23 protein-coding genes are annotated in these 25719 nt (G+C 62.4%); 12 read left to right on the top strand and 11 right to left on the bottom strand.

What is annotated here, in order from left to right:
- The first annotated feature begins 6 nt into the window (after positions 1-6).
- A complete protein-coding gene (locus tag K1X71_12645; protein ID MBX7073988.1) occupies positions 7-1449 on the top strand; it encodes a DUF1501 domain-containing protein in 1443 nt (480 codons plus the stop codon).
- 7 nt (positions 1450-1456) lie between these two features.
- Here K1X71_12645 and K1X71_12650 read toward each other — a convergent pair whose 3' ends face one another.
- The 3 genes from K1X71_12650 to K1X71_12660 all read right to left on the bottom strand — a co-directional run bounded on the left by K1X71_12650 (position 1457) and on the right by K1X71_12660 (position 4907).
- Positions 1457-2395 (bottom strand): dihydrodipicolinate synthase family protein, encoded by a 939-nt coding sequence (locus K1X71_12650; GenBank protein MBX7073989.1) that lies wholly within the window; start codon positions 2393-2395, stop codon positions 1457-1459.
- A gap of 179 nt (positions 2396-2574) precedes the next feature.
- The gene (locus K1X71_12655; GenBank protein ID MBX7073990.1) at positions 2575-3177 is read right to left on the bottom strand and encodes an RNA pseudouridine synthase; all 603 of its coding nucleotides are present in this window, start codon (positions 3175-3177) and stop codon (positions 2575-2577) included.
- A gap of 134 nt (positions 3178-3311) precedes the next feature.
- Positions 3312-4907, bottom strand: a complete 1596-nt coding sequence (locus tag K1X71_12660) for a DUF1571 domain-containing protein (protein MBX7073991.1) — start codon at positions 4905-4907, stop codon at positions 3312-3314.
- Positions 4908-5178: 271 nt separating this feature from the next.
- Between K1X71_12660 and K1X71_12665 the strand changes: the two genes are divergently transcribed.
- On the top strand, positions 5179-6609 hold the full coding sequence (locus K1X71_12665; protein MBX7073992.1) for a sulfatase: 1431 nt from the start codon (positions 5179-5181) through the stop codon (positions 6607-6609).
- A 10-nt stretch (positions 6610-6619) separates the two neighbouring features.
- Here K1X71_12665 and K1X71_12670 read toward each other — a convergent pair whose 3' ends face one another.
- A complete protein-coding gene (locus tag K1X71_12670) occupies positions 6620-7303 on the bottom strand; it encodes an FHA domain-containing protein (protein MBX7073993.1) in 684 nt (227 codons plus the stop codon).
- 105 nt (positions 7304-7408) lie between these two features.
- A complete protein-coding gene (locus tag K1X71_12675) occupies positions 7409-7900 on the bottom strand; it encodes a GNAT family N-acetyltransferase (GenBank protein MBX7073994.1) in 492 nt (163 codons plus the stop codon).
- Positions 7901-8032: 132 nt separating this feature from the next.
- On the opposite strand from K1X71_12675, the gene K1X71_12680 reads away from it, so the two are divergent.
- On the top strand, positions 8033-8734 hold the full coding sequence (locus tag K1X71_12680) for a hypothetical protein (protein MBX7073995.1): 702 nt from the start codon (positions 8033-8035) through the stop codon (positions 8732-8734).
- A 108-nt stretch (positions 8735-8842) separates the two neighbouring features.
- Positions 8843-9844 carry a hypothetical protein gene (locus K1X71_12685; protein MBX7073996.1) on the top strand — a complete coding sequence of 334 codons (1002 nt, stop codon included), beginning with the start codon at positions 8843-8845 and terminating at the stop codon, positions 9842-9844.
- On the opposite strand, the gene K1X71_12690 is transcribed toward K1X71_12685, so the two are convergent.
- From K1X71_12690 to K1X71_12700, 3 genes are all read right to left on the bottom strand, one after another.
- The gene (locus K1X71_12690) at positions 9841-10176 is read right to left on the bottom strand and encodes a Rieske (2Fe-2S) protein (GenBank protein ID MBX7073997.1); all 336 of its coding nucleotides are present in this window, start codon (positions 10174-10176) and stop codon (positions 9841-9843) included. The genes K1X71_12685 and K1X71_12690 overlap by 4 nt on opposite strands.
- A 39-nt stretch (positions 10177-10215) precedes the next feature.
- A complete protein-coding gene (locus K1X71_12695) occupies positions 10216-10479 on the bottom strand; it encodes a hypothetical protein (GenBank protein ID MBX7073998.1) in 264 nt (87 codons plus the stop codon).
- Between the two features lie 134 nt (positions 10480-10613).
- Positions 10614-10934, bottom strand: a complete 321-nt coding sequence (locus K1X71_12700) for a hypothetical protein (GenBank protein ID MBX7073999.1) — start codon at positions 10932-10934, stop codon at positions 10614-10616.
- Between the two features lie 173 nt (positions 10935-11107).
- On the opposite strand from K1X71_12700, the gene K1X71_12705 reads away from it, so the two are divergent.
- Together K1X71_12705 and K1X71_12710 are read left to right on the top strand one after the other, a co-directional pair.
- The gene (locus K1X71_12705; protein ID MBX7074000.1) at positions 11108-13501 is read left to right on the top strand and encodes a peptidase; all 2394 of its coding nucleotides are present in this window, start codon (positions 11108-11110) and stop codon (positions 13499-13501) included.
- 51 nt (positions 13502-13552) lie between these two features.
- Entirely contained in the window at positions 13553-14635 is a 1083-nt protein-coding gene (locus K1X71_12710; protein MBX7074001.1) for a metallophosphoesterase, read from the top strand.
- A gap of 13 nt (positions 14636-14648) precedes the next feature.
- On the opposite strand, the gene K1X71_12715 is transcribed toward K1X71_12710, so the two are convergent.
- Positions 14649-16202 carry a thiamine phosphate synthase gene (locus K1X71_12715; GenBank protein ID MBX7074002.1) on the bottom strand — a complete coding sequence of 518 codons (1554 nt, stop codon included), beginning with the start codon at positions 16200-16202 and terminating at the stop codon, positions 14649-14651.
- A 134-nt stretch (positions 16203-16336) separates the two neighbouring features.
- On the opposite strand from K1X71_12715, the gene K1X71_12720 reads away from it, so the two are divergent.
- The 4 genes from K1X71_12720 to K1X71_12735 all read left to right on the top strand — a co-directional run bounded on the left by K1X71_12720 (position 16337) and on the right by K1X71_12735 (position 21535).
- Positions 16337-16954, top strand: coding sequence for a hypothetical protein (locus K1X71_12720; GenBank protein MBX7074003.1), 618 nt, complete (start codon positions 16337-16339; stop codon positions 16952-16954).
- Positions 16955-17195: 241 nt separating this feature from the next.
- A complete protein-coding gene (locus K1X71_12725; GenBank protein ID MBX7074004.1) occupies positions 17196-19739 on the top strand; it encodes an ATP-dependent Clp protease ATP-binding subunit in 2544 nt (847 codons plus the stop codon).
- Between the two features lie 100 nt (positions 19740-19839).
- Positions 19840-20358 (top strand): hypothetical protein, encoded by a 519-nt coding sequence (locus K1X71_12730; protein ID MBX7074005.1) that lies wholly within the window; start codon positions 19840-19842, stop codon positions 20356-20358.
- A gap of 115 nt (positions 20359-20473) precedes the next feature.
- The gene (locus K1X71_12735; protein MBX7074006.1) at positions 20474-21535 is read left to right on the top strand and encodes a sugar phosphate isomerase/epimerase; all 1062 of its coding nucleotides are present in this window, start codon (positions 20474-20476) and stop codon (positions 21533-21535) included.
- A 10-nt stretch (positions 21536-21545) separates the two neighbouring features.
- Here the strand turns inward: K1X71_12735 and K1X71_12740 are convergent, their stop codons facing one another.
- Positions 21546-22880: a hypothetical protein gene (locus tag K1X71_12740; GenBank protein MBX7074007.1), complete on the bottom strand. Its 1335-nt coding sequence runs from the start codon at positions 22878-22880 to the stop codon at positions 21546-21548.
- Positions 22881-23108: 228 nt separating this feature from the next.
- Here K1X71_12740 and K1X71_12745 point away from each other — a divergent pair, with 228 nt between their 5' ends.
- Positions 23109-24155: a glycosyltransferase family 2 protein gene (locus tag K1X71_12745; protein MBX7074008.1), complete on the top strand. Its 1047-nt coding sequence runs from the start codon at positions 23109-23111 to the stop codon at positions 24153-24155.
- A gap of 285 nt (positions 24156-24440) precedes the next feature.
- Positions 24441-24677 carry a hypothetical protein gene (locus tag K1X71_12750; GenBank protein ID MBX7074009.1) on the top strand — a complete coding sequence of 79 codons (237 nt, stop codon included), beginning with the start codon at positions 24441-24443 and terminating at the stop codon, positions 24675-24677.
- A 21-nt stretch (positions 24678-24698) separates the two neighbouring features.
- On the opposite strand, the gene K1X71_12755 is transcribed toward K1X71_12750, so the two are convergent.
- The gene (locus K1X71_12755; protein MBX7074010.1) at positions 24699-25706 is read right to left on the bottom strand and encodes a Gfo/Idh/MocA family oxidoreductase; all 1008 of its coding nucleotides are present in this window, start codon (positions 25704-25706) and stop codon (positions 24699-24701) included.
- Positions 25707-25719: the final 13 nt, after the last annotated feature.

Here is a 25719-nt window from a genome sequence, read left to right on the forward strand (position 1 = left end):
CGCGCCATGCAAACTACGCTTTCGAGACGCGCGTTTCTCCAGCACGCGGGGGCCGGCTTTGGCGGCCTAGCCCTGTCGTCTTTGTTGACGCAAGAAGGCGCCGTCGCCGCCGACCAACCTGCCGCCACCCCACAGCGCGCCGTTCTCAATGGCGGTCTGCACCATCCCGCCAAGGCCCAGCGCGTGGTGCAACTCTTCATGTCGGGCGCCGCCAGTCAGTGCGACACCTTCGACTACAAGCCGCTGCTCATCGAACGCCACGGACAACCCTTCAATCCCGGCGGCAAGATCGAACTGTTCCAAAGTGAGCCGGGCGCCGTCATGGCCAGCCCCTGGGCCTGGAACCAATATGGGGCCTGCGGAAAATGGATGAGCGACCTTGTGCCGCACTTGGCCACCTGCGTCGACGAACTGACCTTCTTGCCGTCGATGCAAAGCAAGAGCGCGGTCCACGGTCCCGCCACCTTCATGCAATCCACTGGCTTCGTCCTGCCAGGATTCCCCAGCATCGGTAGCTGGGTGAGCTACGGGCTTGGCAGCCTGAACGACAATTTGCCCACATTCGTCGCGCTGCCCGACTCGCGCGGCTTCGCTCCTAATGGCCCCGCCAATTGGGGCGCCGGCTTCTTGCCCGCCGCGCAGCAAGGCACGATGATCCGCACGGGCGCCGAGAACCCCATCTTCAACCTGTTTCCGCCCGAAGATTCGACCATCACCCCCGCCGGCGAAACCGACAGTCGCGCCTTGCTGGCCCGCCTGAACGCCGCGCACCTCGCCAACCGGCCTGGCGACACGCGCCTCGAAGCCCGCATCGCTTCCTACGAATTGGCGGCCCGCTTGCAACTCAGCGCGCCCGACGTGCTCGACCTCAAGGGCGAAACCGCCGCAACGCTCAAGCTCTACGGCGTCGACCAATCGGAGACACAAGATTTTGGCCGCAATTGCCTCATTGCCCGCCGACTGCTCGAGCGCGGCGTGCGCTTTGTGCAGGTATGGAGCGGCGCCGACAATGGCTTCCCGCGCCGCAATTGGGATAGCCACGAAGACCTGGCCCGCGACCATGCCGACATGGCCCGCGGCATGGATCAACCCGCCGCCGCGTTGGTCCACGATCTGCGGGCGCGCGGCATGCTCGACGACACCATCGTGATCTGGACCACCGAGTTTGGCCGCATGCCGTGCAGCCAAGGCAGCAAGGGGCGCGACCACAATCCCGACGCCTTTACCAGTTGGGTGGCCGGCGGCGGCTTCCGCGGCGGCGCAACCTTCGGCGCCAGCGACGAGTGGTCGTTCCGCGCCGTCGAAGAACCGATCTACTGCTACGACCTGCACGCCACCGTGCTACACCTATTGGGCATCGATCACACGCGCCTGACGTTTCGCCATAACGGCGTCGACCGACGCCTGACCGACGTGCATGGCAAAGTCATCCAAGGGATCTTGGCCTGAAATATTGCTACCGCGGCTTCACCGTCACCGCCACCTCGTCGTGATAGCGTGCCGGCGAATGATCGAGCACCCCTAGCTCGTCCGCCAAGGCCCGCAGTCGCGATTCGCTGCCCGGCAAGAGCGCCCCCAGCGGCGGACGCACCGGCCCGCAATCGAGTCCAATCTGCACGCCGTTGAGCCATTTGGTCGAGGCGATCACCGGAAACTTCTCGTAAATTTCCTTCACCCTCGACGCCTCACGCTGCGCGTCCATCGCGCGTCGCAAATCACCAGCTTCAAACGCGCGATACACTTCCACAAACCGTTCCGGCGCCAGACACACGCTGGCGCACACTACGCCGCTGGCCCCCAGAGTCAATGCGGCCAACTCCGTTTCGCCGCGGCCAATAATCACGTTAAAGTCCGGATTCCAACGCAATAGCTGATGCACGTAGTCCACCACGCCGGCCGACTGCTTGATACCGATCACGCTCGGCACGGCGTCCACGATCGCTTGCACCAGCGGCAACGTCAACGGCACGCCGCTGGCGTCGGGCAGGTTGTACAAAAAGATCGGCCGGTCGGTCTCGTCGGCCAGCGCCCGATAATAATCGACGATCTCGCGCTCCCCCTTGCCATAAAAGAACGGCGGTACGCTGCAAATCGCCTCGACCCCCACTTGCTGGCAGTGCCGCGCGGCCTCCACCGCGTCGGCGGTGGTTGTGGCGGCGACATGAAAGATCACCTTGAGACGGCCGCGCGCGTGCTCGCGCGTCAACTCCACCATCCGCAAACGCTCGTGGTTGGTGAGCGTCACACCCTCTCCAGTTCCACCGCAGACCCACAGCCCTTGGCAGCCGGCGGCAGCGTACCAATCGATCAAGCGGGCCAAGGCCTCTTCATGGATGCGGCCGGCCGTGTCAAAGGGAGTGATGATCGGGGGAATGACGCCATGAAACGCGTGCATCAGGCTGGTTCTCCTCGTCGATGGAACGACTCAGTCAATTCAATCAGTCTATCAACCAGCTTAAGTATTCAACAGGCTGCGAGCTTCTGCAGCCGCGATGACAAAATCGCAATGCAATCGGCCATTTTGACGTACTCGGCGTACCGAGGCGCGTGAACAATTTACCCAAGGGTCCTCGCTTATTGATCGCTTGTCCCCAGGCCCCGCCAGGTAGGCGGCAGTGGCGCAATCAGTTCAATCGTTTCCTTTTGCACCGGATGCGACACGACTAATCGCCGCGCGTGCAACGCGATGCCAGCCGCAAACTGGCTCCGCGCGCCGTACTTGCGATCTCCCAAGATCGGATGTCCTCGGCTGGCCAATTGAACGCGAATCTGATGCTTGCGACCCGTCAGCAGTTCAACCTCCAGCCACGCCCCGCGCGGCAGTAGTTCACGCAAGAGGTAGTTCAAACGCGCCTCACGCGCTCCCGACTGACCAGCACGCGCCAACTCGATCCGCTGTCGCTGCTCGTTCTTCACCAGCCAGTCAACGCACTCCCTCTTGGTGGCAGGCGTCCCCTCGACAAGCGCCCAATACTCCTTCGTCACCGCGCGAGTGCGAAACTGCTCCGACAACCGCGCCGCCGCCTTCGAAGTTCGCGCAAACAGAACAACGCCACTGGCCACAGCGTCGAGCCGCATGACTACCCCTAAGTAGACATTGCCCGGTTTTTGATAGCGCTGCTTGAGGTGCGCCTTGGCCGCCTCCCACAAACTTGGCGTGCCGGCGCTCGCTCCCATCGTCGCCAATCCGGCCGGCTTGTTGACCGCCAGCAAATGGTTGTCCTCGTAGAGCACTTCAAGCTGCACGGTCTGGCGCCCCTATCGAACGGCCTGACCGCTGCCCGGCCACATAGGAAAGGGGCGAAATACGACTACGGATTGGCCGCCGTAAGAAAGCCGTAATCGGGATTGCGCGGGTCAAAATCATCCTCGCTCGTCCCCGTGTCGAGCCGAATCTGCCGAAAGGTGTGCTCCTCTTGCAGAGCCGGCGCCCCGCCCACCTTGGCGGGCCAGGCAAACGTTTCCAGCCGAGTGCATAATCCCAGATCGTCGTCAAAGTACAACCGCATCTGATGATAGCGGAAACTGCGCCGCGGACGCGGATGCGAGATCACCACGCACGTCGCCCGTCGATTGTCGATCCGCGCCCCCGCCATATAGTAAACGTCGCACTCGGCGAACTTCGTCTCGTGCATCAAAAGTGTCGACATCGAGTCCGCCAGTCGCCGCAGCCCTAACTCGGCGAACGAGCGGCCCCCCGCCATGGCCGCCGGCGCGGTAGGGGGCACCAAAAGTTGCGGCTGCGCCGCCGAACGATCCCCCCGATGCACCAATAGCTGCCCCGCATTGCGCCCTTCGACAAAGATCACCTCCTGCCCACGCGGCAGCGTCGGCCCCAGGCAATTCACATACAAACTGAAGGGCACTTGCCGCACCTTCAGCATCATGTATTCGTGATCGGCTAGTCGACCGTCGATCCGCTCGCGCTTGGTGTACAGCGCCGTGTAATCGTCGGCCTGCGCCAACCGCTCCGTCGATCGCTCCAGCATCTCGAGCACCGGCCGCAGCGGATGCGCGTCGTCGATCGGCGCAAAGCGGCGGCCCGTCTGCGATGCGTCGCTGGCAAAGCTTACGCTCGGCGCCTCGAACAATGGCGGAAACGCGTACGCGCTGTTCGCCACGTCAAAATCGCGATCCGCGAGCCCCTGGTTCACCCGCAAGTCAAGAAACGTGTATTCTTCCAACGGCACCGGCTTGTCGCCCGGCGTGTTCGGCCAGCCGTACAGTTCGTACCGCACTGGCACGTTCAGTTCCCGATCGATGAACACGCGAACCTCCTTAAACCACTGTCCTTCCTCCTGCTCCTGGTGGCTGGCTACCAGGGCAATGCAAGTTCGCGACTCGATCTTAGCGTCGTCGTAGACCTTCACATCGCACGCGCCCAACCGCATGTCGGCCTCGGCGCCAGAGATGAGTTGCTCCACCAGACTCACCAACCCCGCCGACGTGATCGGGTGCCGATTGTCGCGCATGATCCGCCGCGAATCGGGGTACAGCGACATGGTCCCCATGAAGCGGTACCGATCGGTGTGCGCCATCACCATGCCGTCGTTTTGTCCTTCGACGTAAATCGCCTCTTCAACCAGTTTGCCGGCGCGATTCAACTTGCCCGTGTAGAAACTCAATGGTTCATGCCGCACCTTAAGCGTGAACTGTTCATGCGGGCGGAGCCGTCCGCCGACAAACTCGCGGCGGATCATCCGGCATTCGTAGTCGCGCAGCGCGCGCAACTTGGGCAAACTGGCTTTACCCCAGCGAATCAATGGATCGAGCGAATGTTCCCCTGGCTTGGGATGCAAGTCGCCCGGCGGAGGGCCAATCGGCGGCGGCGTTTCGGCGCCCCAGGCCGTGGGCGCGGCCAACGCCAATATCAAAAACACCATCAACCAACGAATTGGCTGGGACATCAATAAGGGCCTCGACCGAAAAGCGCAGGCGGAAGTAGCGCAACGTCCTGTCGAAGTATAGCCCTGCCTCTGGAGCCAACTGACGTCAATTTCCAGCACAAAATCACCTGTTTTGGGCTGGCGGACCGTACAGGGCTTGCGACCGGCATAGTTTCGCGCGCTGGTCATTGCTGACTAGCTCCGCCGTTTGCTAGCGTTGCAACCAGCTAGTTGGTAGGGTCAATCGCGCCAAGTGTCGTCACCCAGCGCTAAGAACCAACAGGAAGTTACGATGCCGCGCCTTCTTCGGTTCGTCCGCCCGGCAAAGAATCTCCGTCTCCTCTCTGCCCGCAATCGGTGTGCCGCCGCCTTGCTCACGGCCGGTCTGTACAGCGTCGCCTGTCTTTGGCCGGCAGTCTCTAACTACGCAGCCGACATGCCACGCCAGCCCAACATCGTCGTTATCCTGGCCGACGATCTGGGCTACGCCGACACCCTCATCCCACGCGAGCGCGAAATCCCCACGCCGCACATCGATGCGCTCGCCGCCGCGGGCGTCCGATGCACCAACGGCTATGTCTCTGGCCCCTATTGCAGTCCCACCCGCGCTGGCCTGCTCACCGGCCGCTATCAACAGCGCTTCGGTCACGAGTTCAATCCCGGCGGTCGGCGCAACGAAGGCCAGTTCGGCCTCCCCCTCTCAGAAACCACCATCGCCAATCGCCTGCGCGATGCCGGCTATGTCACTGGCCTCGTCGGCAAGTGGCATCTCGGCGAAGCCGAGGCGCATCGTCCACCCCAGCGCGGCTTTGATGAGTTCTTCGGCTTTCTTGCCGGCGCGCACCCCTATGAACCGGGCGAGGGCGCGCCTATCTATCGCGGCAATCAGGTGGTCGAAGAGCGCGAGTACCTGACCGACGCATTGGGCCGTGAAGCCGCCGACTTCGTGCGCCGCCACCACCAGCGGCCGTTCTTCCTGTATCTGGCGTTCAACGCCGTGCATACGCCACTTCAGGCCACCGACGATCGACTGGCCCGCTTCGAGAAGATCGCCGACCCCAAACGCCGCGCCTATGCCGCCATGCTCACCGCCATGGACGAGGCGGTCGGCAAGGTCGTCAACAAACTGCGTACGGCCAACCTCGAAGAAAATACGCTGATCTTCTATTTGAGCGACAACGGCGGACCGGTGATGCGCGGCACCACGGTCAACGGCGCCAGCAACGCCCCCCTACGTGGCTCCAAACGCACCACGCTCGAAGGGGGCATCCGCGTCCCGTTTGTCGCGGCTTGGAAAGGCGTTCTCCCTGCCGGCAAGATTTACGAAATGCCGGTGATCCAGCTCGACATTCTTCCCACGGCGCTCGCCGCGGCCGGCGTCGCGCCCCAGGCCGATTGGCGCCTCGACGGCGTCAACCTATTGCCATATTTCCAAGATCAACAATCAGGCGCCCCGCACGACACCCTCTATTGGCGACTGGGAAAGCAAATGGCCATCCGGCGCGGCGACTGGAAGCTGGTCCGCTACGACACCAGCGCCGAGGCGATCGACGCGCCGCGCCGGGTCACCGACTACAAGCTTTACAATCTGGCCAGCGACATCGGCGAGGCCCACGACTTGGCAGCCAACGAACCCGACACGGTTCAAGAGCTAAAGATCCGCTGGCAGGCCTGGAGCAAAGAGCTGGCGGCGCCCCTCTGGGGCGGCGGCCAAGCGCCCTGATCGCGGCGCGTCACTCCGATTTCGGCTCGCTGATCTCGCGCAGGTAAATCGCCAACCGCGCTTGCAGATCGAGCAGGTTCTGCCACTGACGCAACCCCAGCCGCACCACGTCGGAACCCTCTTCCATCCGCACGCTCGCCAGCAGATCGCGAATCCGCACATGCAGGTACTCGAGCAGTTCCGCCACCTGCGCCGCCTGCGCCGGCGAAAGTCGCGATGGCAACTCGGGGGGCATCATCGTGTGTAGCGTCGACTGCTCCGCGAGCTCATGTCCCCAGTTGATCTCAAAATCGAGCGACGCCCCGCTGTCGGGCTTGCCCACTCGCGAGTCGTCTGCATTAGCGTCGGCCGGGGGCCGCGGCTCAGCGCCGCGCAGGCTGGCCAGGCGCTCGGCGATTTGATCGCGCGAGCCGAACAGCAACACCGAGCGGCCAATGGCCACCACGTCGCCGTAGCGCAAGATCCGCAGGTGCACATCTTCGCCGTTCACCTTGGTGCCGTTTGTGCTCTCCAGGTCGGTGAGCACAAACTGGCTCTGGTCTTCTTGAATCTTCAGATGAAACCGGCTCACCCGCTCGTCATTGAGCTGAACCGAGTTCCCCTCCTCGCGACCAATCGTCACCGAGGTTTGCAAATTCTCGAAGATGCGGCCTCGATCGGCGCCATCGAGCACCTGCAGTGTGACTAGTCCCATCGTCGCGCGGCGTGATTGAGCCTGTGAAGCCAGAAGGCGCGATGCGGCGATCGCCCATAGCCCCAAACGTGAATAATGCGCTTATAGCATCCCGCCGGGTCACGCTCAACTAGCGGCCGCCGCGCATTCGGCCAGCCGCTTGCGAAACACCACCAGGTCGTCGCCGTCGGCGTAAAAATCGCCTACCGTGGCATGCCGCTCATACCCCTGCTTCAGATAAAACCGCCGCGCCGGCTCGTAGTGCGGCAGCGAAGAGGTTTCGATCAACAGCAACCGGCCGCCAGCGCGGCGAATCTCTGCTTCGCAGTGCGCAAGTAGTTCGCTACCCAATCCGCCTGCGTGACGCCGCTTTCGCACGGCAATCCAGTACAGATACCAGGTCCGCTCGGTCATCGCCGCTGGGGCAAAATAGACAAACCCTTCAATCCCGGTCGCGGTTTCCAGCGTGGTCGAGCGATGCCCCGCCGCCCGGTTGGTGGCATGGTAATCGTCCAGCACCTCGCGCAGGGCCGTCAACTCCAGCGGCTTGAACACCCCCACCTCGTCAGCCAGCGCGATCAACGCCTCGGTATCCTCCGCAATCGTGGGTCTGAGCACCTTCGTCTCCCGTTCCAATGGGCCGTCGCATCCGGCAAACGCCTCAAAGTTTACCGCCCGCCTCCCAGGGGCCCAACGCCGATCGAGCTTTTCCCTTGCGTCCCGTTTTCCCGCCGCACAGACTAGGCTCCCATGACAGAAGCGCTGCATCCCGAAGACTTCGAAGCCGGCCCCGATGGGCGCCCCGACTTCATTATCAAGTTGGGACTCATGCTCCCTTGCACCGTCGAGGACGTGAAGCAAGCCTATCTCGCCAAGGTGCGCTCCGTGCATCCCGATCTTGGCGGCAGCCAGTCGGACTTTCTCGAGCTGCAAGCCGCCTTCGAGCGCGCCACGCAGTATGCTAATTTTCTCGCCGGCCGCCGCAAATGGCTCAGTGCCCAGATCGAGCGCTACGTCGAGCAAGAAGCCGCCCTCGAGCGCATCCGCGGCGCCGGTGGAACCGTTCGAGAAGAACATCAAGACTGGCTCGTGCGCGAGATCGGCGAGGACTTTGCCCAAGTGCTCGACACTGTGGTCGAGGTCCGCTGGAACGGACCGCGCGTCACGGACGCCGAATTGGCGTGGCTGGTCGCTAATCGCCCTATTTTCGCCGGCCTGCGCGTGCTCGATCTCTCTGGCGCCGCCGTAACCGATGCCGCAGTGCAAGAGCTATTTGTCTTTGCCGCTCTCGAACGGCTCTCGTTGCGCGGCGCGCCGGTTACGCATCACGCACTGGAGCTGCTCCAGTCGCTTCCCAATCTCACGCAAATCGACCTGCGCGATACCCGTGTCGGCGGCTTCCGCCTCTATTTTGTGCGCCGCAATTACCCAGACCTCGAAATCCTTAATTAGCGGACAGTCGCGCCGGCAGTCAACTTCCGCCTTGGATAGACCGCCGCCGTCAATCTGGTGATAATCAAGCCGTTGGTTCCCAGCGTTACCATTCAAAAGGGTTGGCGTATGCGGTCTCTCCATCAACTGGCGGCAGTGTGCTTTGCCTTGTGCTGCATCGCTTCCCCGGCGCTCTGCGCCGCGCAAGACCTGCTCCGCTGGAAGTTCACAACCGGCGACGTGCTGCGCTATCACATGGTGCAAGACACTCAAAGTCGCACCACGGTTGGTACACAAAGCGTCAAGTCGTCGATCAGCCAGATCATCGATCAGACCTGGACCGTCAAAACCGTGGCCGATGACGGCGCCGCCGAAATCGCCATGAAATTCGATCACATCATCGTGCGCTACGACCTGCCCGGCGGCATCATCGAGGTCGACACCGCCTCCAAAAATCCGCCGCAGCCCGAGCTTGCCGCCGTCGAGTCGCTGCTGCGCGCCATCTCGCAGGCCGAGCTTGTCGTCACCATGACTCCCGAAGGCGAAATTCGCGACGTGGTCATTCCCGATCAAATCAAAAAGCTCATCGCCAATCGCGGCGCCGGACAAGCGATGGCCGCCAGCTTCACCGAAGATGGCCTCAAAGAGATGGTCAGCGGCGCCAAGGTGGCCCTGCCGCACGATCCCGTTTCGCCCGAAATGACCTGGACCGACGAAAAGCAAAACCAAGGCTTTCAGGTCAAACTCGTCTACAAGCTGCTTGGCAAGGAAACCATCGAAGATCGCCCGCTCGACGCCATCAGCATCGCGGGCGAAATGACCCTGGCTGGCCAGCCGCTCGAAAACCTCACCCTCAAACTTATCCAGCAGGACCTCGACGGCAAGCTACTCTTCGACAATCAGGCCGGTCGGCTCTACTCGCTCGACATCAAGCAGCGCGTGGCCATCGACATCACCAGCAACAACACCACCGGCCGCCAGGAAGTGCAGGTGTCAAGCACCTGTAACCTGCTTCTTCCCGGTACGCCCGCCGCCGAAACCAACCCGGCCGACGCGCCCACCGAATCGAAAAAAGAAAGCGCCGAGGCGGGGGCGGACGTCAAGCCCGACAGCGATCAAGTCGACAACTAGCCAGCCGCGTCGTCTTGGCGCGGCGGAACGACCTTCACCTGTATCTCGTCCCCCTCCACGCGCGTCTCGTACGCGCTCACCTTCAATCGCGGGTTGTCGCACCAAGTGCCGTCGCACACCCGAAACCGCCACGCGTGCCAAGGGCAGGCCACCACTCCGTCGTACACCTCCCCGGCGCCCAGCGATGCTCCCATGTGCGGGCATAAATCGTCGATCGCCGAGTATTTGCCATCGGCGTAAAAAACGGCGATCAGCCGCTCTCCCACCGCAACCGTAATCCCCTTGCCGTCCGGGATGCTCCCCACCTTGGCAACGGTGACAAACTCCGACATCGCCTCGCTCCGTTCCGCTGACGTCCGCAGCGCATTCGCCTACAACTCGCGCTCGCCAGGTTCGATCCCTTCGTGCTCCAACTGCGACTGCAGTTCCGCGCGAATGGCCCCCAGCACCACCAGTGCAATGAGCGCAAGTGTCCAGGCCGCTCCCGCCGCCAGCGCCACCCCGTTCGCGAAGCGCGCACCCTGCGCGTCGCCTAACCCTACCAGTAGCGCGGCCAGCCCTACTAATAGTGTGATTGCCGCCGGCATCAGCAAGGCGAGCGCCAATGCGGCGCTATGTAGCCGTCGCCAATTCAACTCAACATCTCCCGAGACAAGGGGGTATCGCCAAACCGGCTGATTTTGCGGCGACCGGCGTAAACTGTCAAACGCCGCTCAATCAGACCGTGAGGTTCAAAAAGGCAATGCCGCCGCGATGAGGCGGTTGGCGGTCACAGGCTGAACAGAATTAAGGCGATCGACAAACCAAAGAACACCAGAAAATGCGCCACTATAAAAACTCGCACGAATCGGACGGCTCGAACCACCGCCACGTCTCCCAGGTCGCCCGCCCTGGATGACCAAACAAACTTCATGAACAGCCAGTTGTTCCGCATTGAATTGTTCCAGAACAAGCTGGGAGAACCAATTGCTTCGTAACAGGTTGGATGTTTGCACCGCAGGCGACGAAACAGCCAGTGCAGAAAGCACAGCCAAACGAGCATCGCCCCCCAACAATACACCACGTATAGGGCGACCAAGTTCTCGATCATGTGCTTCTCATTGTCGATTTGACCCAGGATCGCGGCAAGCCCAGTGCGAAAGCACAACGAGATACTTTGCGCAAAATCCTTAACGCATCCGCTCAATTTGACTTAAGGTATTAGTATCCCCACGACTGCCGCGGCAAGCGGCCCAGCGGGCACAGCGAACCGAGGAGACACGCATGCCGCACACGGAGAAGGCGACGAGAATCTGCTTTGCAATGCTCTGCGCGACCGCGCTCTGCTGCGCCGCGCGACCAGCCGCCGCGTCCAAGGTTATGCTCGAAGATGGCCGCGTGCTCGCTGGCAAGTTCGTCCCCATCGCCACGCTGTCCAAAGATCCGCGCAAGATGGAGGGCAACGACGCCGCCCCCCGCCTCATCCTCATGTGCGACGACGACCTGCGCCGCACCTTCGTCCCCAAGCGTCTGGTCAAAGAAACGAGCGAGGCCGACGACGGCGAGATCGTCGAGAAGTTCCTCATTCCCCAGCGCACGCCGCGCTCCGGCGCGCGGGTGTCGAATGTTGGCAGCGTGGTCAAGATCGGCCCCTTCGACGAGTATGGCCGCCGCGAGTTCACAATCATGACCGACAAGGGAGAGGTGGTGGTCATTCAACAGATCACCGAAATCACTCCCCAATGGACCAAGCTCGAAGGCTACAAGCACATCTGGGATCAGCGCGTCTCGACCGCGTCGATCCCGGCCGAGATCATCGACCAGCTTATCTCCAAACGCATCGATCCCAAAAAGGTCGATCATCGCCTCAAGGTGGCCCGCTTCTATTTGCAAAGCGAGCGCTATCCCGAGGCCGAAGCCAAGCTGCAGGCCATCATCAAGGACTTTCCCGACTTCACCGAGCAGATCAAACCGGTGATGCAATCGCTGCGGCAACTCTCCGCCCGCCAGGTGCTGAGCGAAATTCGCCTCCGCGAGCAGGCCGGCCAATACCAAACCACCGCACAGCTCCTCAAAGTCTTTCCAGAAAGGTTTCCCGCAGGTGAGGTCGCGGGTGAAATTCTCCAGGAGGTTCGCGAAAAGCAAGAGGCGCTCAACGCGCGCGCGGCGCAGCGGGCGGCGGTCCTCAAGCTCTTCGCCGATCATCTGCAAACCATTACCGATGTCGATCTGAAAAAGCGGCTGGAGCGGGTTCAAACCGAAATCGCCGCCGAACTCAATTTCAACACTCTCGATCGCTTCAGCGCATATCAGCAACTGGCCGACGATCCCGCGCTCGAGCCGGTCCAAAAACTCTCGCTCGCCGTTAGCGGTTGGCTCGTCGGCAGCAGCGGCGCCAGCGACAGTCTGGCCGTGGCGCAGTCGCTCTTGTCGCTGCGCAATTACGCCAGTGAATATCTGGTGGCCGACACCAAGGTCCGCCGCGACGAACTGCTCGAAGGGCTGCGCGCCCTGGAAGGCGCCGACCCGCGCACCGTGGCCCTGGTCCTCGCCAACATGAAACCTCCCTATCCCTTGCCCGAGCCAGTCGACGGCAAAGCAGGGCTGTACCAGATATCTTTCGCCGGCCCCAAGGAAGAGCCTGAGTTCTCCTATCTGATCCAACTGCCGCCAGAGTACGACCCGTACCGCCGTTATCCCGCGGTGGTCACGCTGCACGGCGGAGGCAGCACCCCCGCCATGCAACTCGATTGGTGGGCCGGCGCCTTCGACGAGCAAGGCCACCGCCACGGCCAGGCCTCGCGCTACGGCTACATTGTCATCGCCCCCCAATGGGGCAAACTCGGCCAGCGCCAATACGGCTACAGCGAAAAGGAGCACTTCGCCGTCTTGGGCGCCCTGCGCGACGCCTCGCGCCGCTTTTCTATCGACACTGATCGCGTCTATCTCTCCGGCCACTCGATGGGGGGCGATGCCGCCTGGGACATCGCCCTCGCCCACCCTGATCTGTGGGCCGGCGCCATCCCCATCGTCGGTCAGGCGGATAAGTTCGTCGATTTCTACAAAGACAACGCCAAATACATGCCGCTCTACGTGGTTGCTGGCGAACTCGACGGCAAAAAGCTCGATCAAAACGCCAACGACCTGCAACAGTACATGATTCGCGGCTACGATCTCACCTACGTCGAGTATCTCGGTCGCGGCCACGAGCACTTTCTGGATGAGATCATGCGCATCTTCGACTGGATGCCGCGCTACAAACGCAACTTCTTCCCGCGCGAGTTCGAATGTCGCAGCATGCGCGACAGCGACAATTTCTATTGGTGGGTCGAACTGGCCGAATTCCCCCCCACTAGCTCCGTCGATCCCGCCAACTTCGCCCAGCGCGGCAAACGCGCTATGCCGATCGACGCCAAGGTCAACGCCACCAACGGCATTCTCGTCCGTACCGGCGCCGAGCATGTCACCGTCTGGCTCGCCCCGGAATTCATCGATCTCAATCAACCCATCGAAATCAACGTCAACGGCGCTAAGCTGCGCAGCGCCGGAGCCACCATCACCCCCGATCTGGCCATCATGCTCGAAGATGTCCGCACCCGCGGAGATCGCCAACATCCCTTCTGGGCGCGGGTCATTATGCCCGAGGGCAAGGTCAATCTGGCGTCCGGACAACAGTAGCTGTTAGCCTGCTCAATCGGTGACGTCGCGCGTCGGCCCGGGAATGTTGTTGTGCGCAAACTGTTTCGCCTGCTCCTCATCGCCTTGCTGATCGGCTTGGCCGCGTTTGGCGGCTTTGCCTGGATGGTGGTGCATCCCACGATCGGTGAAGTGGCCTCCCCCTCCCCTTCCGACAAGGCCGCAGGCGCCCCACTTTGGTCGTTCGGGTTTGTCGGCGACACCCATCAAGGCCTACAAAGCGGCGCCGTCGATGAGCTATTCTCCAAACTGGCTCAGGCCAAGGTCGAACTGGTTTTGCATCTCGGCGACATGGTCGATCAGGCCGAGTCCGAAGCGCAGTGGCAATCGTTTGTCGATCTTGCGCGCCAGCATCGCCTGCGGCTGCTGCCCACCATTGGCAATCACGATGCCATTGCCGCCTACAGCGATCACGGCGAGATTCGCCTCCGCCGCCACTTCCCCTGGCTCCCTGCCACCTTCTACCATTGCCGCCACCGCGACCTGAATTTTCTCGTCCTCAACTCCGAGCGGTCGCTGCTCCCCGGCTCGGTGCAGCGCAAATTTATCGGCCGCGAACTATTCGATCATCCGGGCACAACCGTCGTCACGATTCATCGGCCCGTCTTCACCGCCAGCCCGCGCGACTGGGGCAACAAGTACTGGCGACAACTCTGGCTGCACAGCGCGCTCTCTGGATCCGATGCCAATCTCGTCCTATCTGGCCACAATCACTACTACGAGCGTACGCGCCCTTTGGACAAAGTCACCTACGTCACCAGCGGCGGCGGCGCGCCCAACACTTACGATCCCCCGGCGCCCAACCAGCACACCGCGATCGTCGCCGGTGACAAGCTTCACTACGGCATCGTCGCGGTCCACGCCGATCGGCTCCACACACGCGTCTACGACCTCGCTGGCAACCTGCTCGACGCATTCGACACCCCACGCCGCCCGCCACATCACCCGGTTGGCCATCAAGTCAATCCTGGCTCATTGGAGTTGCCCCCCCTCGCCGATTTGCCTTTCTTCAGCGGCGATGAAGTGTCCGCCAACCAAGCCAACAGTGACATAGCGACAGACAGCAGTCCGCTCAACATGGTTCTGCCCGACGATCAATTGCCGCGTCCCTGGTAGCGCTGCCGCGATGCTACGTCAACCGCCGGCGAAATTCTCGCGCCGAAGCCCCCGGATCGCTGGACCTTACGATCGCGCCGCTCACCGCCACTCGCTCCAATCCGGCGGCCAGCACCTCGTCCAAATTCTCCAGCGATACGCCGCCAATGGCGAATGCTGGCACGCGGATTTCCGCCGCCACCTGCCGCAAGAGCTCAACTCCCGTGAACCGGCTGAACGACTTGGTCCCGCTGGCGAATGTCGGACCCACTCCGATATAGTTCGCGCCGGCAAACACCGCCTCGCGGGCCTGCTCAATCGAATGAGTCGACACTCCCACCAGAGAGCCCGCCCCCACCAATCGCCGCACTTCACGAACCGACAGTTCCTCCTGCCCCACATGCACCCCATCCGCTTCGGCCAATCGCGCCAGATCAGCGCGGTCGTTCATCACAAACAGCGTCTGCGTGCCTGCGGTCACTCGCCGCAACAGCCGCCCCCGCGCGAGCAACTCGCGATCGGCCAACCCCTTGTCGCGCAGTTGCAGCACGTCCACGCCGGCGTCGATCAATTCCCGCGTCAATCGCTCAAAGTCGGCAATGCTCGGGCCGCCATCAATCAGCACATACAGCCGCGCCGTCGCCAGCCGCGCGCGACTGTCTTCGACCAACGCGATCCGCTTTTCCAGCGTGTAGCTGGCGTAGCGCAGCCGCTCGCAGCCTGCCGCCAACTCCCCCGATACCAGCTTGCCATATTCTTCCAGGCTGCGCAGCGCCTCTTGCGCCCGCTTCAGGCTCGCCAGCGCCACGTGAGCCAGGTTCGACCGCCGCATCTCGCTCGCGGTGCTGATCGTCGTCCCCACGTCTCCCACGGTGTCGCGCGTCGCCGCCAAAAGCGCCGCTGGCAAGTAGGCAAGCGCCACCGCCAGTTCGTGACGCAACCGCTTGCACTCGCGCGCCAGCGCCGCGTCGTCGAGCGCAAAACGCACATAGTCTTCCACCACCCGCAGCCCCTCGCGCGCCCGATTGGCCGACGCGTCCAATATCCGCAGTAGCACCCCCTCTTCCGTCGCCGCCGCCGGCAAAATCTCCACTGCGGCCACAGGGGGTGAAGTGCAGCCGGTTTCGCCTTCGACCTCAATTGGCTCGTCGTTGACCAGCACGCGCCCCTCGCGCTGGCGGATTTCCTCTACCAGTGGTTCAACCCGCAGGCCATATCCCGCGAGCCAGTCGGCCACCGCATCCCCGTTTGCTAGCACTCCCAGCAGTAAATGCTCCGTCCCCAGCGACAACGGAGGAGGAAAATCATCGAGCATTTCCTCCACGGCGCGCACCACGCGCCGCAGTCCCTCCACGGGAGCATTGCCAAACGACGCCCCCAAGGCCGACTCCGTTAGTGCCGGCCATCGCGCGCGCATTAGCTCCTCTGTCACACCCGCTGCGGCCAAAATTTCCGCGGCACGGCACTCCGTCTCATGGAGCAATCCCAGAACCAGTGCGGCTGTCGCGCCGGCGGCATCGCCAACGCTGCCGAAGTGGCCAGCGTCGGTCGTGGCGCGCTCGGCGGCAGGGGTTAATGTCGATCGCATGAAAGGAAATTTCAAACAATCCGCGTAACTCTATGCTGGCATTTTACTTGCCTTGATCCCGCTGAGTCAGGGGGCTAGAATTCGCCCGCTTGTAACTTTCCTGGGGCCGGACCACGGATGGGATACCTACCGACGTGAGCGGCGCGCGAGCGTGGTTATGTTTGTGGCCAGGACTGGCGCCGCTCTGGCTGCGCGGCTCCTGGGTGGCGCTACTGGTGGCGATGCTCTTCGCCGTCGCGCTCAATTATTGGCTCGCCGTCAGCCTCATTTGGCATGAAATACTGCCCTCCGCCGCCCGGCAATCGTTCCTGGCCGTACTGGCAATTGGCTGGACCGGATCTGGCATCTGGGCCTACCGTTGGCAAAAACGACTCCCTCGCGGCGCCGCGCCCCCACCCGACGCCGATCCTCTGGCCGCTGCGCAGACCGCGTACCTGCGCGGCCACTGGATCGAAGCCGAGCAAATGCTGCGCAAAATCATCGACGTGCAGCCGCGCGATGTCGAATCGCGGTTGCTTCTCGCCTCGCTCTATCGCCATACGGGACGTGTCACCGAGGCAACGGTGGAATTGCGCCACTTGGAGCGAATGGAGTCTGCCGTAAAATGGCAATGGGAAATCGCGCAAGAACGCGGGCGCATTGCCGAGCGCGCCAGCGAAGCCAACGACGATTCTCCCGCCAATGACGACGACGAACCTCAGCCGGCGCCTGACTTGTCTTTGGAAAAACCGGCCACCGCGTCCGCCGCATGACCTCCATACGGTACGCTTGTGGCGGACACCGGACGCTTGGGAGCAACGCTCAATCGAACTGGCGTAAGCCGTGCAACACGAAATGATGGCAGAAACCTCACCAGATAGTGAACAAATAGTACGCTCATTGCGAAGTAGTGGAAGGCTAGATTGCCGTAGAATTGGACGTCGACTCGTCCTCCCGCGAGCAGTCCCCACAACCATCCGCTAATTCGCGCGAAAGCAACCACGGAGAGCTGCGATGTACGAACGTTTCACCGACCGTGCGCGGAAGGTCATGCAACTGGCCAACCAAGAAGCGCAGCGGTTCAATCACGAATACATTGGCACCGAGCATGTGCTGCTCGGCCTCATCAAGGAGGGGAGCGGGGTCGCGGCCAACGTCTTGAAAAATCTTGATGTCGATCTGCGCAAGATCCGACTCGAAGTCGAGAAGCTCGTCCAAAGCGGACCAGACATGGTCACCATGGGCAAGCTGCCGCAAACGCCACGCGCCAAGAAGGTGATCGAGTACGCCATGGAGGAGGCGCGCAACCTCGGCCATAACTATGTCGGCACCGAGCACATCTTGCTTGGCCTCTTGCGCGAACAAGAAGGGGTCGCCGCCCAGGTGCTCATGAATCTCGGCCTCAAGCTCGAAGATGTCCGCGAGGAAGTCCTCAACCTGCTCGGTCACGGCATCGAAGGGGGCGAAGGCTCAGAGCGCAATCCCGCCGGCGCCACCACCGGGGGAGGCCAGCAGCAAGGCGAGTCGGGCAAGAGCAGCAAATCCAAGACTCCCGCGCTCGATAGCTTCGGCCGCGACCTCACCGAACTGGCTCGCCAGAGCAAGCTCGATCCAGTGATCGGCCGCGAAAAAGAAATCGAGCGCACCGTGCAGATTCTCTGCCGCCGTACCAAGAACAATCCGGTGTTGCTCGGCGAAGCCGGCGTCGGCAAGACCGCTATCGTCGAAGGCCTGGCCCAGCGCGTGGTCGATGGCAACGTGCCCGAGATCATGGCCGAGCGCCGCATTGTGGTGCTTGATCTGGCGATGATGGTCGCCGGCACCAAGTATCGCGGCCAGTTCGAAGAGCGCATCAAGGCGGTGATGAACGAGGTGCGCCGCGCCAAGAACACCATCCTGTTTATCGACGAGTTGCATACGCTGGTCGGCGCCGGCGGGGCCGAAGGCGCCATCGACGCCTCCAACGTGCTCAAGCCCGCCTTGGCCCGCGGCGAAATCCAGTGCATCGGTGCCACCACGCTCGACGAGTACCGAAAGTACATCGAAAAAGACAGCGCGCTCGATCGCCGCTTTCAGGTGGTGATGGTCGAGCCTTCCAGCAAGCCCGAGACGGTCGAAATTCTCAAGGGCCTCCGCGACCGGTACGAAACGCACCACCGAGTGCAAATCACCGACGACGCCTTGGCCTCCGCCGTCGAGCTTTCCAGTCGCTATATCACCGGTCGCTGCCTGCCAGACAAGGCCATCGACGTCATCGACGAGGCGGGCGCCCGCGTCCGGCTCCGCTCGATGACCCGCCCGCCCGATCTCAAGGAGATCGACGAGGAGGTGGAACGGCTGAACAAAGAGAAGGAAGAAGCAGTCGCCAACCAGGATTTCGAGCGCGCCGCCTCGCTCCGCGATCAGGCCGACAAGCTCAAGAAAAAGAAGCAGCAGATTACCCGCGAATGGCGCGAAAAGTCGCGCGAGACCGATGGCGTGGTCGATGAGGAAGTGATCGCCGAGGTCGTCTCCAAGATGACCGGCATCCCGCTCACGCGCATGTCCACCGAGGACTCGATGCGCCTCATGGAAATGGAGAAGGAGCTGCACAAACGGGTCATTAGCCAGAACGAGGCCATCAAGTCGATCGCCAAGGCGGTACGCCGCAGCCGCAGCGGACTCAAGGATCCCAAGCGCCCCACCGGCGTCTTTGTCTTCGCCGGCCCCACCGGCGTCGGTAAGACCTTGCTTGCCAAGGCGCTGGCGGATTTCATGTTTGGCGACGAGGACGCGCTCATTCAGATCGACATGAGCGAGTACATGGAAAAGCACAACGTCAGCCGCCTGATCGGCGCGCCGCCGGGCTACGTCGGCTTCGAGGAGGGCGGTCAGCTCACCGAGAAGATCCGCCGCCGCCCCTACGCCGTGGTCCTGCTCGACGAAATCGAAAAGGCCCATCCCGACGTTTTCAACATGTTGCTGCAAGTGATGGAAGAAGGCCGGCTGACCGACAGCTTTGGCCGCAACATCGACTTCCGCAACACGATCCTCATCATGACCACCAACGCCGGCGCCGAGGCCATCAAGAACGAAAGCGCCTTCGGCTTCCAGCGCCCCGATGACGACGCCTCCTACGACAGCATGAAGGAACGCGTCAACGAGCGAATCGAAAAGGTCTTTCGTCCCGAGTTTATCAACCGCGTCGACGACATCATCGTCTTCCGCCACCTCACCGTGGAGGATCTCAAGGACGTCATCGACATCGAGCTCAAGAAGGTCCGCGAACGCCTCGGCGAGCGCGGGCTCAAGCTGGAGCTCACCGACGCCGCCAAGCAGTTCCTCATCAAGAAGGGCTCGAACACCGATTTCGGCGCCCGTCCGTTGCGCCGCGCGATCGAGAACTTTGTCGAAGACCCCTTGTCCGAGGAGTTGCTCAAGGGCGAGTTCGAAGGCAAGGATCTGATCCAGGTCGACGCCAAAGAAGTGGCCGGCAAAAAGCAACTCGTCTTCGAAGGCAAAACCACCATCGAAGAAACCCCGGTCGCGGCTGCGGCGCCCACCGGCGAGCAGCAATAGCCTGCCCGCGATGCAGAAATTCAAACCTCACCACGCCCACCGGCAACTCCGGTGGGCGTTTTTCATTCCATACGCGGTCGAAACAAGGCACAATGGCGCTATGAGCCCCGCTCGACCGCTTGCATCGCGCTTTGTGCTCACTCTCCCCGGCGTGCTGGTGCTGCTCACAACGCTGAGCATCTGCTTCGCGATCGTCGCCATCGACTGGCCACTCGGCGCCGCCGCCCTCCTCACGCTGCCAGCGATGATCTACACCGTCATCCATGTCAGCCGCGCGACGATCGCTGGCATTACCGTGTCGCTGTCGCAATGCGTCCTGTACTTTCTGCATGTCTGCTTGGCGTTTTTTGTGGTCTATTTTGCCGCCCTGATGGGGCTTGCCTTTGCATTGTCCATTTCGCTGTCCTTCCTTTCGCTCGCCAATGCCTGGATCGTAATCTGCCTCCCCCTTAGCGTTTATCTGGTGATTGCCACTGCTCGCCGCGCCGCCGAAGAATTTTGGCCGGAGCCCCTCGTAGAGCGCGCCGGCAAGCCCAAATCGCCAATACCCATCCCGCGCCGCTCATTCTCCGCTGCGCGCGCCGCCACTTGTGGCCCGCCTGCCAACTCTCCACAATGAGCCTGCGTTACAGTCTGCGGGCAAGACCAAGCTAATCCGGCCCGGCGTCGCACAGAACGCCGGGCGTTCGTCTTGTTTCGTCGCGCCAGCGCTAGCCAACACAAGAGCCACCAATATGACTGATCGTGCCCGCGTCATTCTCAGCGGTTTTGGCGACGAAGCCTCCCCGCACAAAACAGCGGCCGAGCAGTTCGCCGCCTTCGCGGCACTCGGGCTCGACTATTACAGCATCCGCTTCATCGACGCCGGCGAAGGCGTCAAGAACGTGATGCAACTCACCAAGGCCGAGATTCGTCACATCGCACACCTGGAAGACGCGTTCGATGTGAACGTCGCCACCATTGGCTCGCCCATCGGCAAGGTCAAGCTGCAAGATGTCGAAGACGGCACCAAGAACGAGTACATCCCCTTCAAAAAATATCTCGCGAGCAACGTCGCCAAGGCCTGCGAGATCGCCCACGCCTTTGAGACCAAGCTGATCCGCGGCTTTTCGTTCTATCCCCCCAAGGGCGCCGATCCCCAAGAGCATTTGCCGCAAGCCGTCGAACAACTCGGCCAGATCGCCGAGGCTTGCCACCGCTCCGACCTCACCTTCGGCCTCGAGGTAGAAGCTAATCTCGTTGGCCAGAACGGCCATCTCCTGGCCGAGATTTACCGCCAGGTGAATCATCCGGCAATGCTCCTCATCTTCGACGCCGCCAACATCCTTTGTCAGGGCTACACCCCGGCCGAGGTCTTTGAACAATATCAGGCCATGAAACCTGGCCTCGGCTGGATGCACATCAAAGATTACAAACTGCCCACCGGCGCCGAGCACGCCACTCCGAGCAAACCAGCCAAGTCGACCAAGACCGCCAAGCAAGCCGGACGCCACATCAACGAGGCGGTCCTCCGCGACTTTGTCCCCGCCGATGTTGGCGATTGCGGCCACGCCGCCATCCTTCGCGACTTCGCCGAGATGGTCCCCCAACTCGAAAAGAAGCTCAAGCGCCGTGGCATCCCCGGCGTGTTTCTCGATCTGGAACCACATCTCAAGCAAGGGGGCCAGTTCGGCGGCTATAGCGGCCCCGATGGCATGGGCGTGGCGCTGCGCGGCCTCTGCCGCGTGTTGGATTTCGTCGGCCTCGACTATCACCTCGCCAGCTTCGACGATATCCGCACCGAACGCGGCTACTAATCTCGCCGCGTCACGGGCGTCCACCCGGGTCGATCCCTGGCGGCTCGGGCGTCCCCTCCGGGATCAGCTTCCAGGTGGCGCCCATCTCGCGCATCGCGCGAAAATCGACCGGCTGATACTCGATCGCCAGGTGCGGCGTTTCAATCACCCGGCCCGCTTCGTGGTGCGAGTGCATCGCCGCGTCGACCATGCCGGTGGTGAGCAGAGTCCGTTCCACCGGAAACGGCGCCTGCCGCTGTCGAAAGTGCGTCTGAATCGCGTGCGACAGCGCCTTGAACAAATTGCGGTTCACCCACGGCCCCACATAAAAACTGGTGGCCAGCGGTTCGCTCTTGCCGGCGCGTTCGCAGGCGAAGTTCCAACGATTCTGCCCCCCAATCGCCAGCACGGTCCCTTGAAAGCCATCGCGGTAGCACGCCAGGATGCCATGAACTTTGTTGGCGTCTCCTGTCTGCGCCGTCACGATCTCCTTAAGGCCTGGCGCCTCCGCCCCCAGCTCCGCCACCATCGCGGCGCGCGCCAGTTCCACCGGCCACTCTCCCGCCGCCCCCGCCTGCCACAACTTCTCACCTTCCAGCAATTGCACCGACTCGACTCCCCGCTCGCCCCCGGCGCGTGACTCCACCATCGATTGCAATACTTCCAGGCCATGAAAGTCATACGACTCCAGGCCGCCGCCGTGAATCGACACGCCCCGCGCCAGCTTTTCGCCCGGTTTCAATTCCTGCGGCGGACGTCGCTCGGCTAGCGGCACGGAACTGCCCGCCATGAGCGGAATCTTCAGTTCGCGCGCCGTGTCGTACATCTCGCGCGCCCAGTCCCAGCGAAACGACAAGTGCTTGTCGTTGAATAGCGGCGCCACGCGTCCGCTCTGGCGATACACCGCCACTATCTCGTCGAAGAACCGCTTCCGCGGATACATCTGCTGCCCCAACTCGTTGTGCGGATAATCGCCATGCTCGGCGATCGACAGCACGCCATCCACCCCCAGTTCTTTTCCTCCCGCGCGCACCGCCTCGCCGATGGTGGCATAGATCGGAATCCCAAACTCGGCCGACACACCCCGAGCCATATCTCGCCCCTCGGGAAACTGGTCGATATACATCGCCACCACGTCGCAGCCCGAGTCGGTCCACTCGCCGTTGAACAGGTACGGCTTCAAAAAGTTCTCCAAGATCACATGCGCGTGGCTGCGATAGGAGAACTCGGTGATGATGGCCGCCACCTTGAGCCGTGGCCGTTCGTCCGCCGCTTGAGCCTTGCCTTGGTTCTGCGCCAACCAACCGACGCTCGCCAGCGTCGCCGTGGCCTGCCCCAAAAACTCGCGTCGTGTGCTGCTGCGCATGAAATTTCCTCGTGCCATGCCCAATTGCCAGTCCTCGACTTCTCCGGCAGCTTAACCACCCGTCGCCAGACATGCGAATGGGCCCGTCGTGTCGAATATGCCGGTCCCAACTGCCCCATTGGCGCGGGCCAGCGGTCAATCCGGTTTTACGCGGCGCTCGCCGGCTGGTTAAAATCGTGCATGGCCCCGCGCTGCCGGGGCGCTCTTCGCCTCTCCTCCGCCAACGTCATGGCCACTACCGAATGCACCGTCGACGCTAAGGCCCGCGCCATTGGGCCCGATACGTTGGTGTCGGTTGTTATTCCGTGCTGTAACGAAGAAGCGGTGCTGCCCGAACTGTACCGCCGCTTGAGCGCCGTGGCCGAAGGCTGGGGCGCGCCCTACGAAGTGATTTTGGTCGACGACGGCTCGACCGATCGCACATGGGATCTGCTGCTCGCTTTTCATGAGCGCGACTCGCGCTGGAAGTGCGTTCGCTTTGGCCGCAACTTTGGACACCAAACCGCGCTCCGCGCCGGATTGCACGCCACGCACGGCGACCTGGTCGCCGTGCTCGATGCCGACCTGCAAGACCCCCCCGAGATTCTCGATCAATTCTTCCGCCGCTGGGAAGCCGGGTTCGATGTCATCTACGGCGTCCGCCAGCAGCGCAAAGAAGGGATGGTGCTTCGCGCGGCCTATCATGCCTTCTACCGTATCCTCGCCTTCTTGGCCGAGATGGAAGTCCCTCTCGAGGCCGGCGACTTTTCCGTCATGGATCGTCGGGTCGTTGAGATTCTCAAAAGGATGCCTGAACGCAAACCGTTCCTCCGCGGTCTGCGCTCTTGGGTCGGCTTTCGCCAATGTCCCTTGCCGTACGAGCGGAAGCACCGCGCCGCCGGGGTCACTAAATACAACTTCAAACGTCTGTTCGGCTTGGCCATCGATGGCATTCTTAGCTCGTCGATCGTGCCGCTTCGGTTGGCCACATTATTCGGCGCCTTAGTCTCCGTTGTGGCCTTCGTCGGCGCCGTGTTCACCTTGCTTCTCCGCTTGTTTCCCGGATTCTTCTGGGGCCTGCATGCCGTCCCCGGCACCGCTTCCATTGTCATTTGCGTGCTCTTCATCGGCGGAGTTCAATTGCTCTGCCTCGGCATCTGCGGCGAATACTTGGGCCGCATCTACGATAACGTCAAAGGACGCCCCTTTTGGACCGTGCGCGAGACGGTCGGCGTCGCCGATCCCACGCCGGGCCCCTGGGGGCGCCAGGCCGAAATCGATGCCCGGCTCGAATAAGAGTCCGTTGCTGGAGCCACCGGCGGTCAACTCAGCGAACCATCTCGATTGGTCGTTGGGCGTCCGCATGAGCGGCGAGCGGCGTCAGTTTGCACCACGCTATGAACCACTTTTTCCGGCGCGAACCAACTGGCCGTTACCTCCGTCGTACTAATAGCTTGAGAGCGAGAGTAACAACGACTGCCAATTTTCGCTTGCAAGCCTAGGAACAAGGTTTGCTCGCCAAGATCGACGAACTTGGAGAGGCATTGGCGCGAGAGACGGAGCAGAGGAAAGAGGCGGACCATGACCCAGCACAAGCCAATTCGCGGAATCAGCGGACTCGTCAGCGATCCCTATCACGAGTGGAGCGCCAAAGGAGCGCCAGTCTTTCTCGGGTTCTCCGCATGGATGGACGAGCAACTCATGGCGCTCGAAACACGCTACGCCGATTGGGCGACGTTGGGCTATGGATATTGGCGCGGCGGCACGGAACCACGCGGCGCGAGCGCCACTCAAGCCGAGGCGGAAGCCGCGGAATAGAGTGACTCCTTGCGGCGCCCGCTACGACCGGCCTGCTGTCTGCATCCCGCGCGGCGACAAGCCCGCCGCGCGGTAAATCGCGTCGATCGCCGCCATATTCGCAATGAAATAGTCGGCGCCCGTCCGCGGCTTTTCACCCGTCTGTATCGCCCGCGCGAAGGCCGCAAGTTGCAACTCGTACGTCCCCGGCCTCTTCTTCACCTGGTAGCGCGTCTTCTTGTCCCCCGCTTGCAACTCAATCTTGTAAAACAGTTGCGGCGCAGTCGGGTTGTCGATCACCAGCTTTCCCGCGGTCCCTTCCACCCAACTGCGGCCGTCCATGATGGGCCAGCCCCACATCGAGCACAGAATCCGCCCGCTCGCTCCGCTCGGAAACGCAAGCCGCGCGTCGATCCAGCGATCCACATTCGGGCTCGCCAGCTTCACGGTCGCAGCAGGGACTGTCGGCTCCTCCCCCGCCAGAAACCGGGCCCACGACATCCCATAAACCCCCAGGTCCATCAGCGCGCCGCCGCCCATTGCGTACTGCCAGCGAATATCCTTGCCATTGGCGATGACAAAGCAAGTATGCGCCTCGACATGCCGAATTTCCCCCACCACCCCCTCTCGCAGTAGCTCTGCAACCCGATCGTGCAGTGGATGGTAGCGCGAGTGCATTGCTTCGATCAGCACTCGCCCCGTCCGCTCTGCCGCCGCCGCCATTTGCCGGGCCTCCTCGGCGTTACAGGCGATCGGCTTTTCACACAGCACGTGCTTGCCCGCCTCGAGCGCTCGAATCGTCCATTCGCAGTGCAGCGAGTTGGGGAGCGGAATATATATCGCGTCGATCTCCGGATCAGCCAATAGCGCCTGGTACGAGTCGTGTACCCGCGGCACCCCTCGCTTCTGCGCTTGCTGTTCTGCCCGCTGCCTGTCGCGCGCCGCGATTGCCGTCACCGCCACCCCCGGCACGTGCCTGGCCGGCGCGTACAACGCCTGCTGCGTCACCCGCGCGGCGCCTAGCACTCCTATGCGAATCGGTTGCGGCACGCGCGGCTCCTCC

This window comes from Pirellulales bacterium (genome assembly GCA_019694455.1).
In the GTDB taxonomy this organism is placed as follows: Bacteria; Planctomycetota; Planctomycetia; order Pirellulales; family JAEUIK01; genus JAIBBY01.

Bases quoted from the DNA above. Each gene is read 5' to 3' on its own strand.
- K1X71_12645 (MBX7073988.1), top strand. From the start codon at position 7: ATGCAAACTACGCTTTCGAGACGCGCGTTTCTCCAGCACGCGGGGGCC.
- K1X71_12650 (MBX7073989.1), bottom strand. From the start codon at position 2,395: ATGCACGCGTTTCATGGCGTCATTCCCCCGATCATCACTCCCTTTGAC.
- K1X71_12655 (MBX7073990.1), bottom strand. From the start codon at position 3,177: ATGGGAGCGAGCGCCGGCACGCCAAGTTTGTGGGAGGCGGCCAAGGCG.
- K1X71_12660 (MBX7073991.1), bottom strand. From the start codon at position 4,907: ATGTCCCAGCCAATTCGTTGGTTGATGGTGTTTTTGATATTGGCGTTG.
- K1X71_12665 (MBX7073992.1), top strand. From the start codon at position 5,179: ATGCCGCGCCTTCTTCGGTTCGTCCGCCCGGCAAAGAATCTCCGTCTC.
- K1X71_12670 (MBX7073993.1), bottom strand. From the start codon at position 7,303: ATGGGACTAGTCACACTGCAGGTGCTCGATGGCGCCGATCGAGGCCGC.
- K1X71_12680 (MBX7073995.1), top strand. From the start codon at position 8,033: ATGACAGAAGCGCTGCATCCCGAAGACTTCGAAGCCGGCCCCGATGGG.
- K1X71_12685 (MBX7073996.1), top strand. From the start codon at position 8,843: ATGCGGTCTCTCCATCAACTGGCGGCAGTGTGCTTTGCCTTGTGCTGC.
- K1X71_12690 (MBX7073997.1), bottom strand. From the start codon at position 10,176: ATGTCGGAGTTTGTCACCGTTGCCAAGGTGGGGAGCATCCCGGACGGC.
- K1X71_12700 (MBX7073999.1), bottom strand. From the start codon at position 10,934: ATGATCGAGAACTTGGTCGCCCTATACGTGGTGTATTGTTGGGGGGCG.
- K1X71_12705 (MBX7074000.1), top strand. From the start codon at position 11,108: ATGCCGCACACGGAGAAGGCGACGAGAATCTGCTTTGCAATGCTCTGC.
- K1X71_12715 (MBX7074002.1), bottom strand. From the start codon at position 16,202: ATGCGATCGACATTAACCCCTGCCGCCGAGCGCGCCACGACCGACGCT.
- K1X71_12725 (MBX7074004.1), top strand. From the start codon at position 17,196: ATGTACGAACGTTTCACCGACCGTGCGCGGAAGGTCATGCAACTGGCC.
- K1X71_12730 (MBX7074005.1), top strand. From the start codon at position 19,840: ATGAGCCCCGCTCGACCGCTTGCATCGCGCTTTGTGCTCACTCTCCCC.
- K1X71_12735 (MBX7074006.1), top strand. From the start codon at position 20,474: ATGACTGATCGTGCCCGCGTCATTCTCAGCGGTTTTGGCGACGAAGCC.
- K1X71_12740 (MBX7074007.1), bottom strand. From the start codon at position 22,880: ATGCGCAGCAGCACACGACGCGAGTTTTTGGGGCAGGCCACGGCGACG.
- K1X71_12745 (MBX7074008.1), top strand. From the start codon at position 23,109: ATGGCCACTACCGAATGCACCGTCGACGCTAAGGCCCGCGCCATTGGG.
- K1X71_12750 (MBX7074009.1), top strand. From the start codon at position 24,441: ATGACCCAGCACAAGCCAATTCGCGGAATCAGCGGACTCGTCAGCGAT.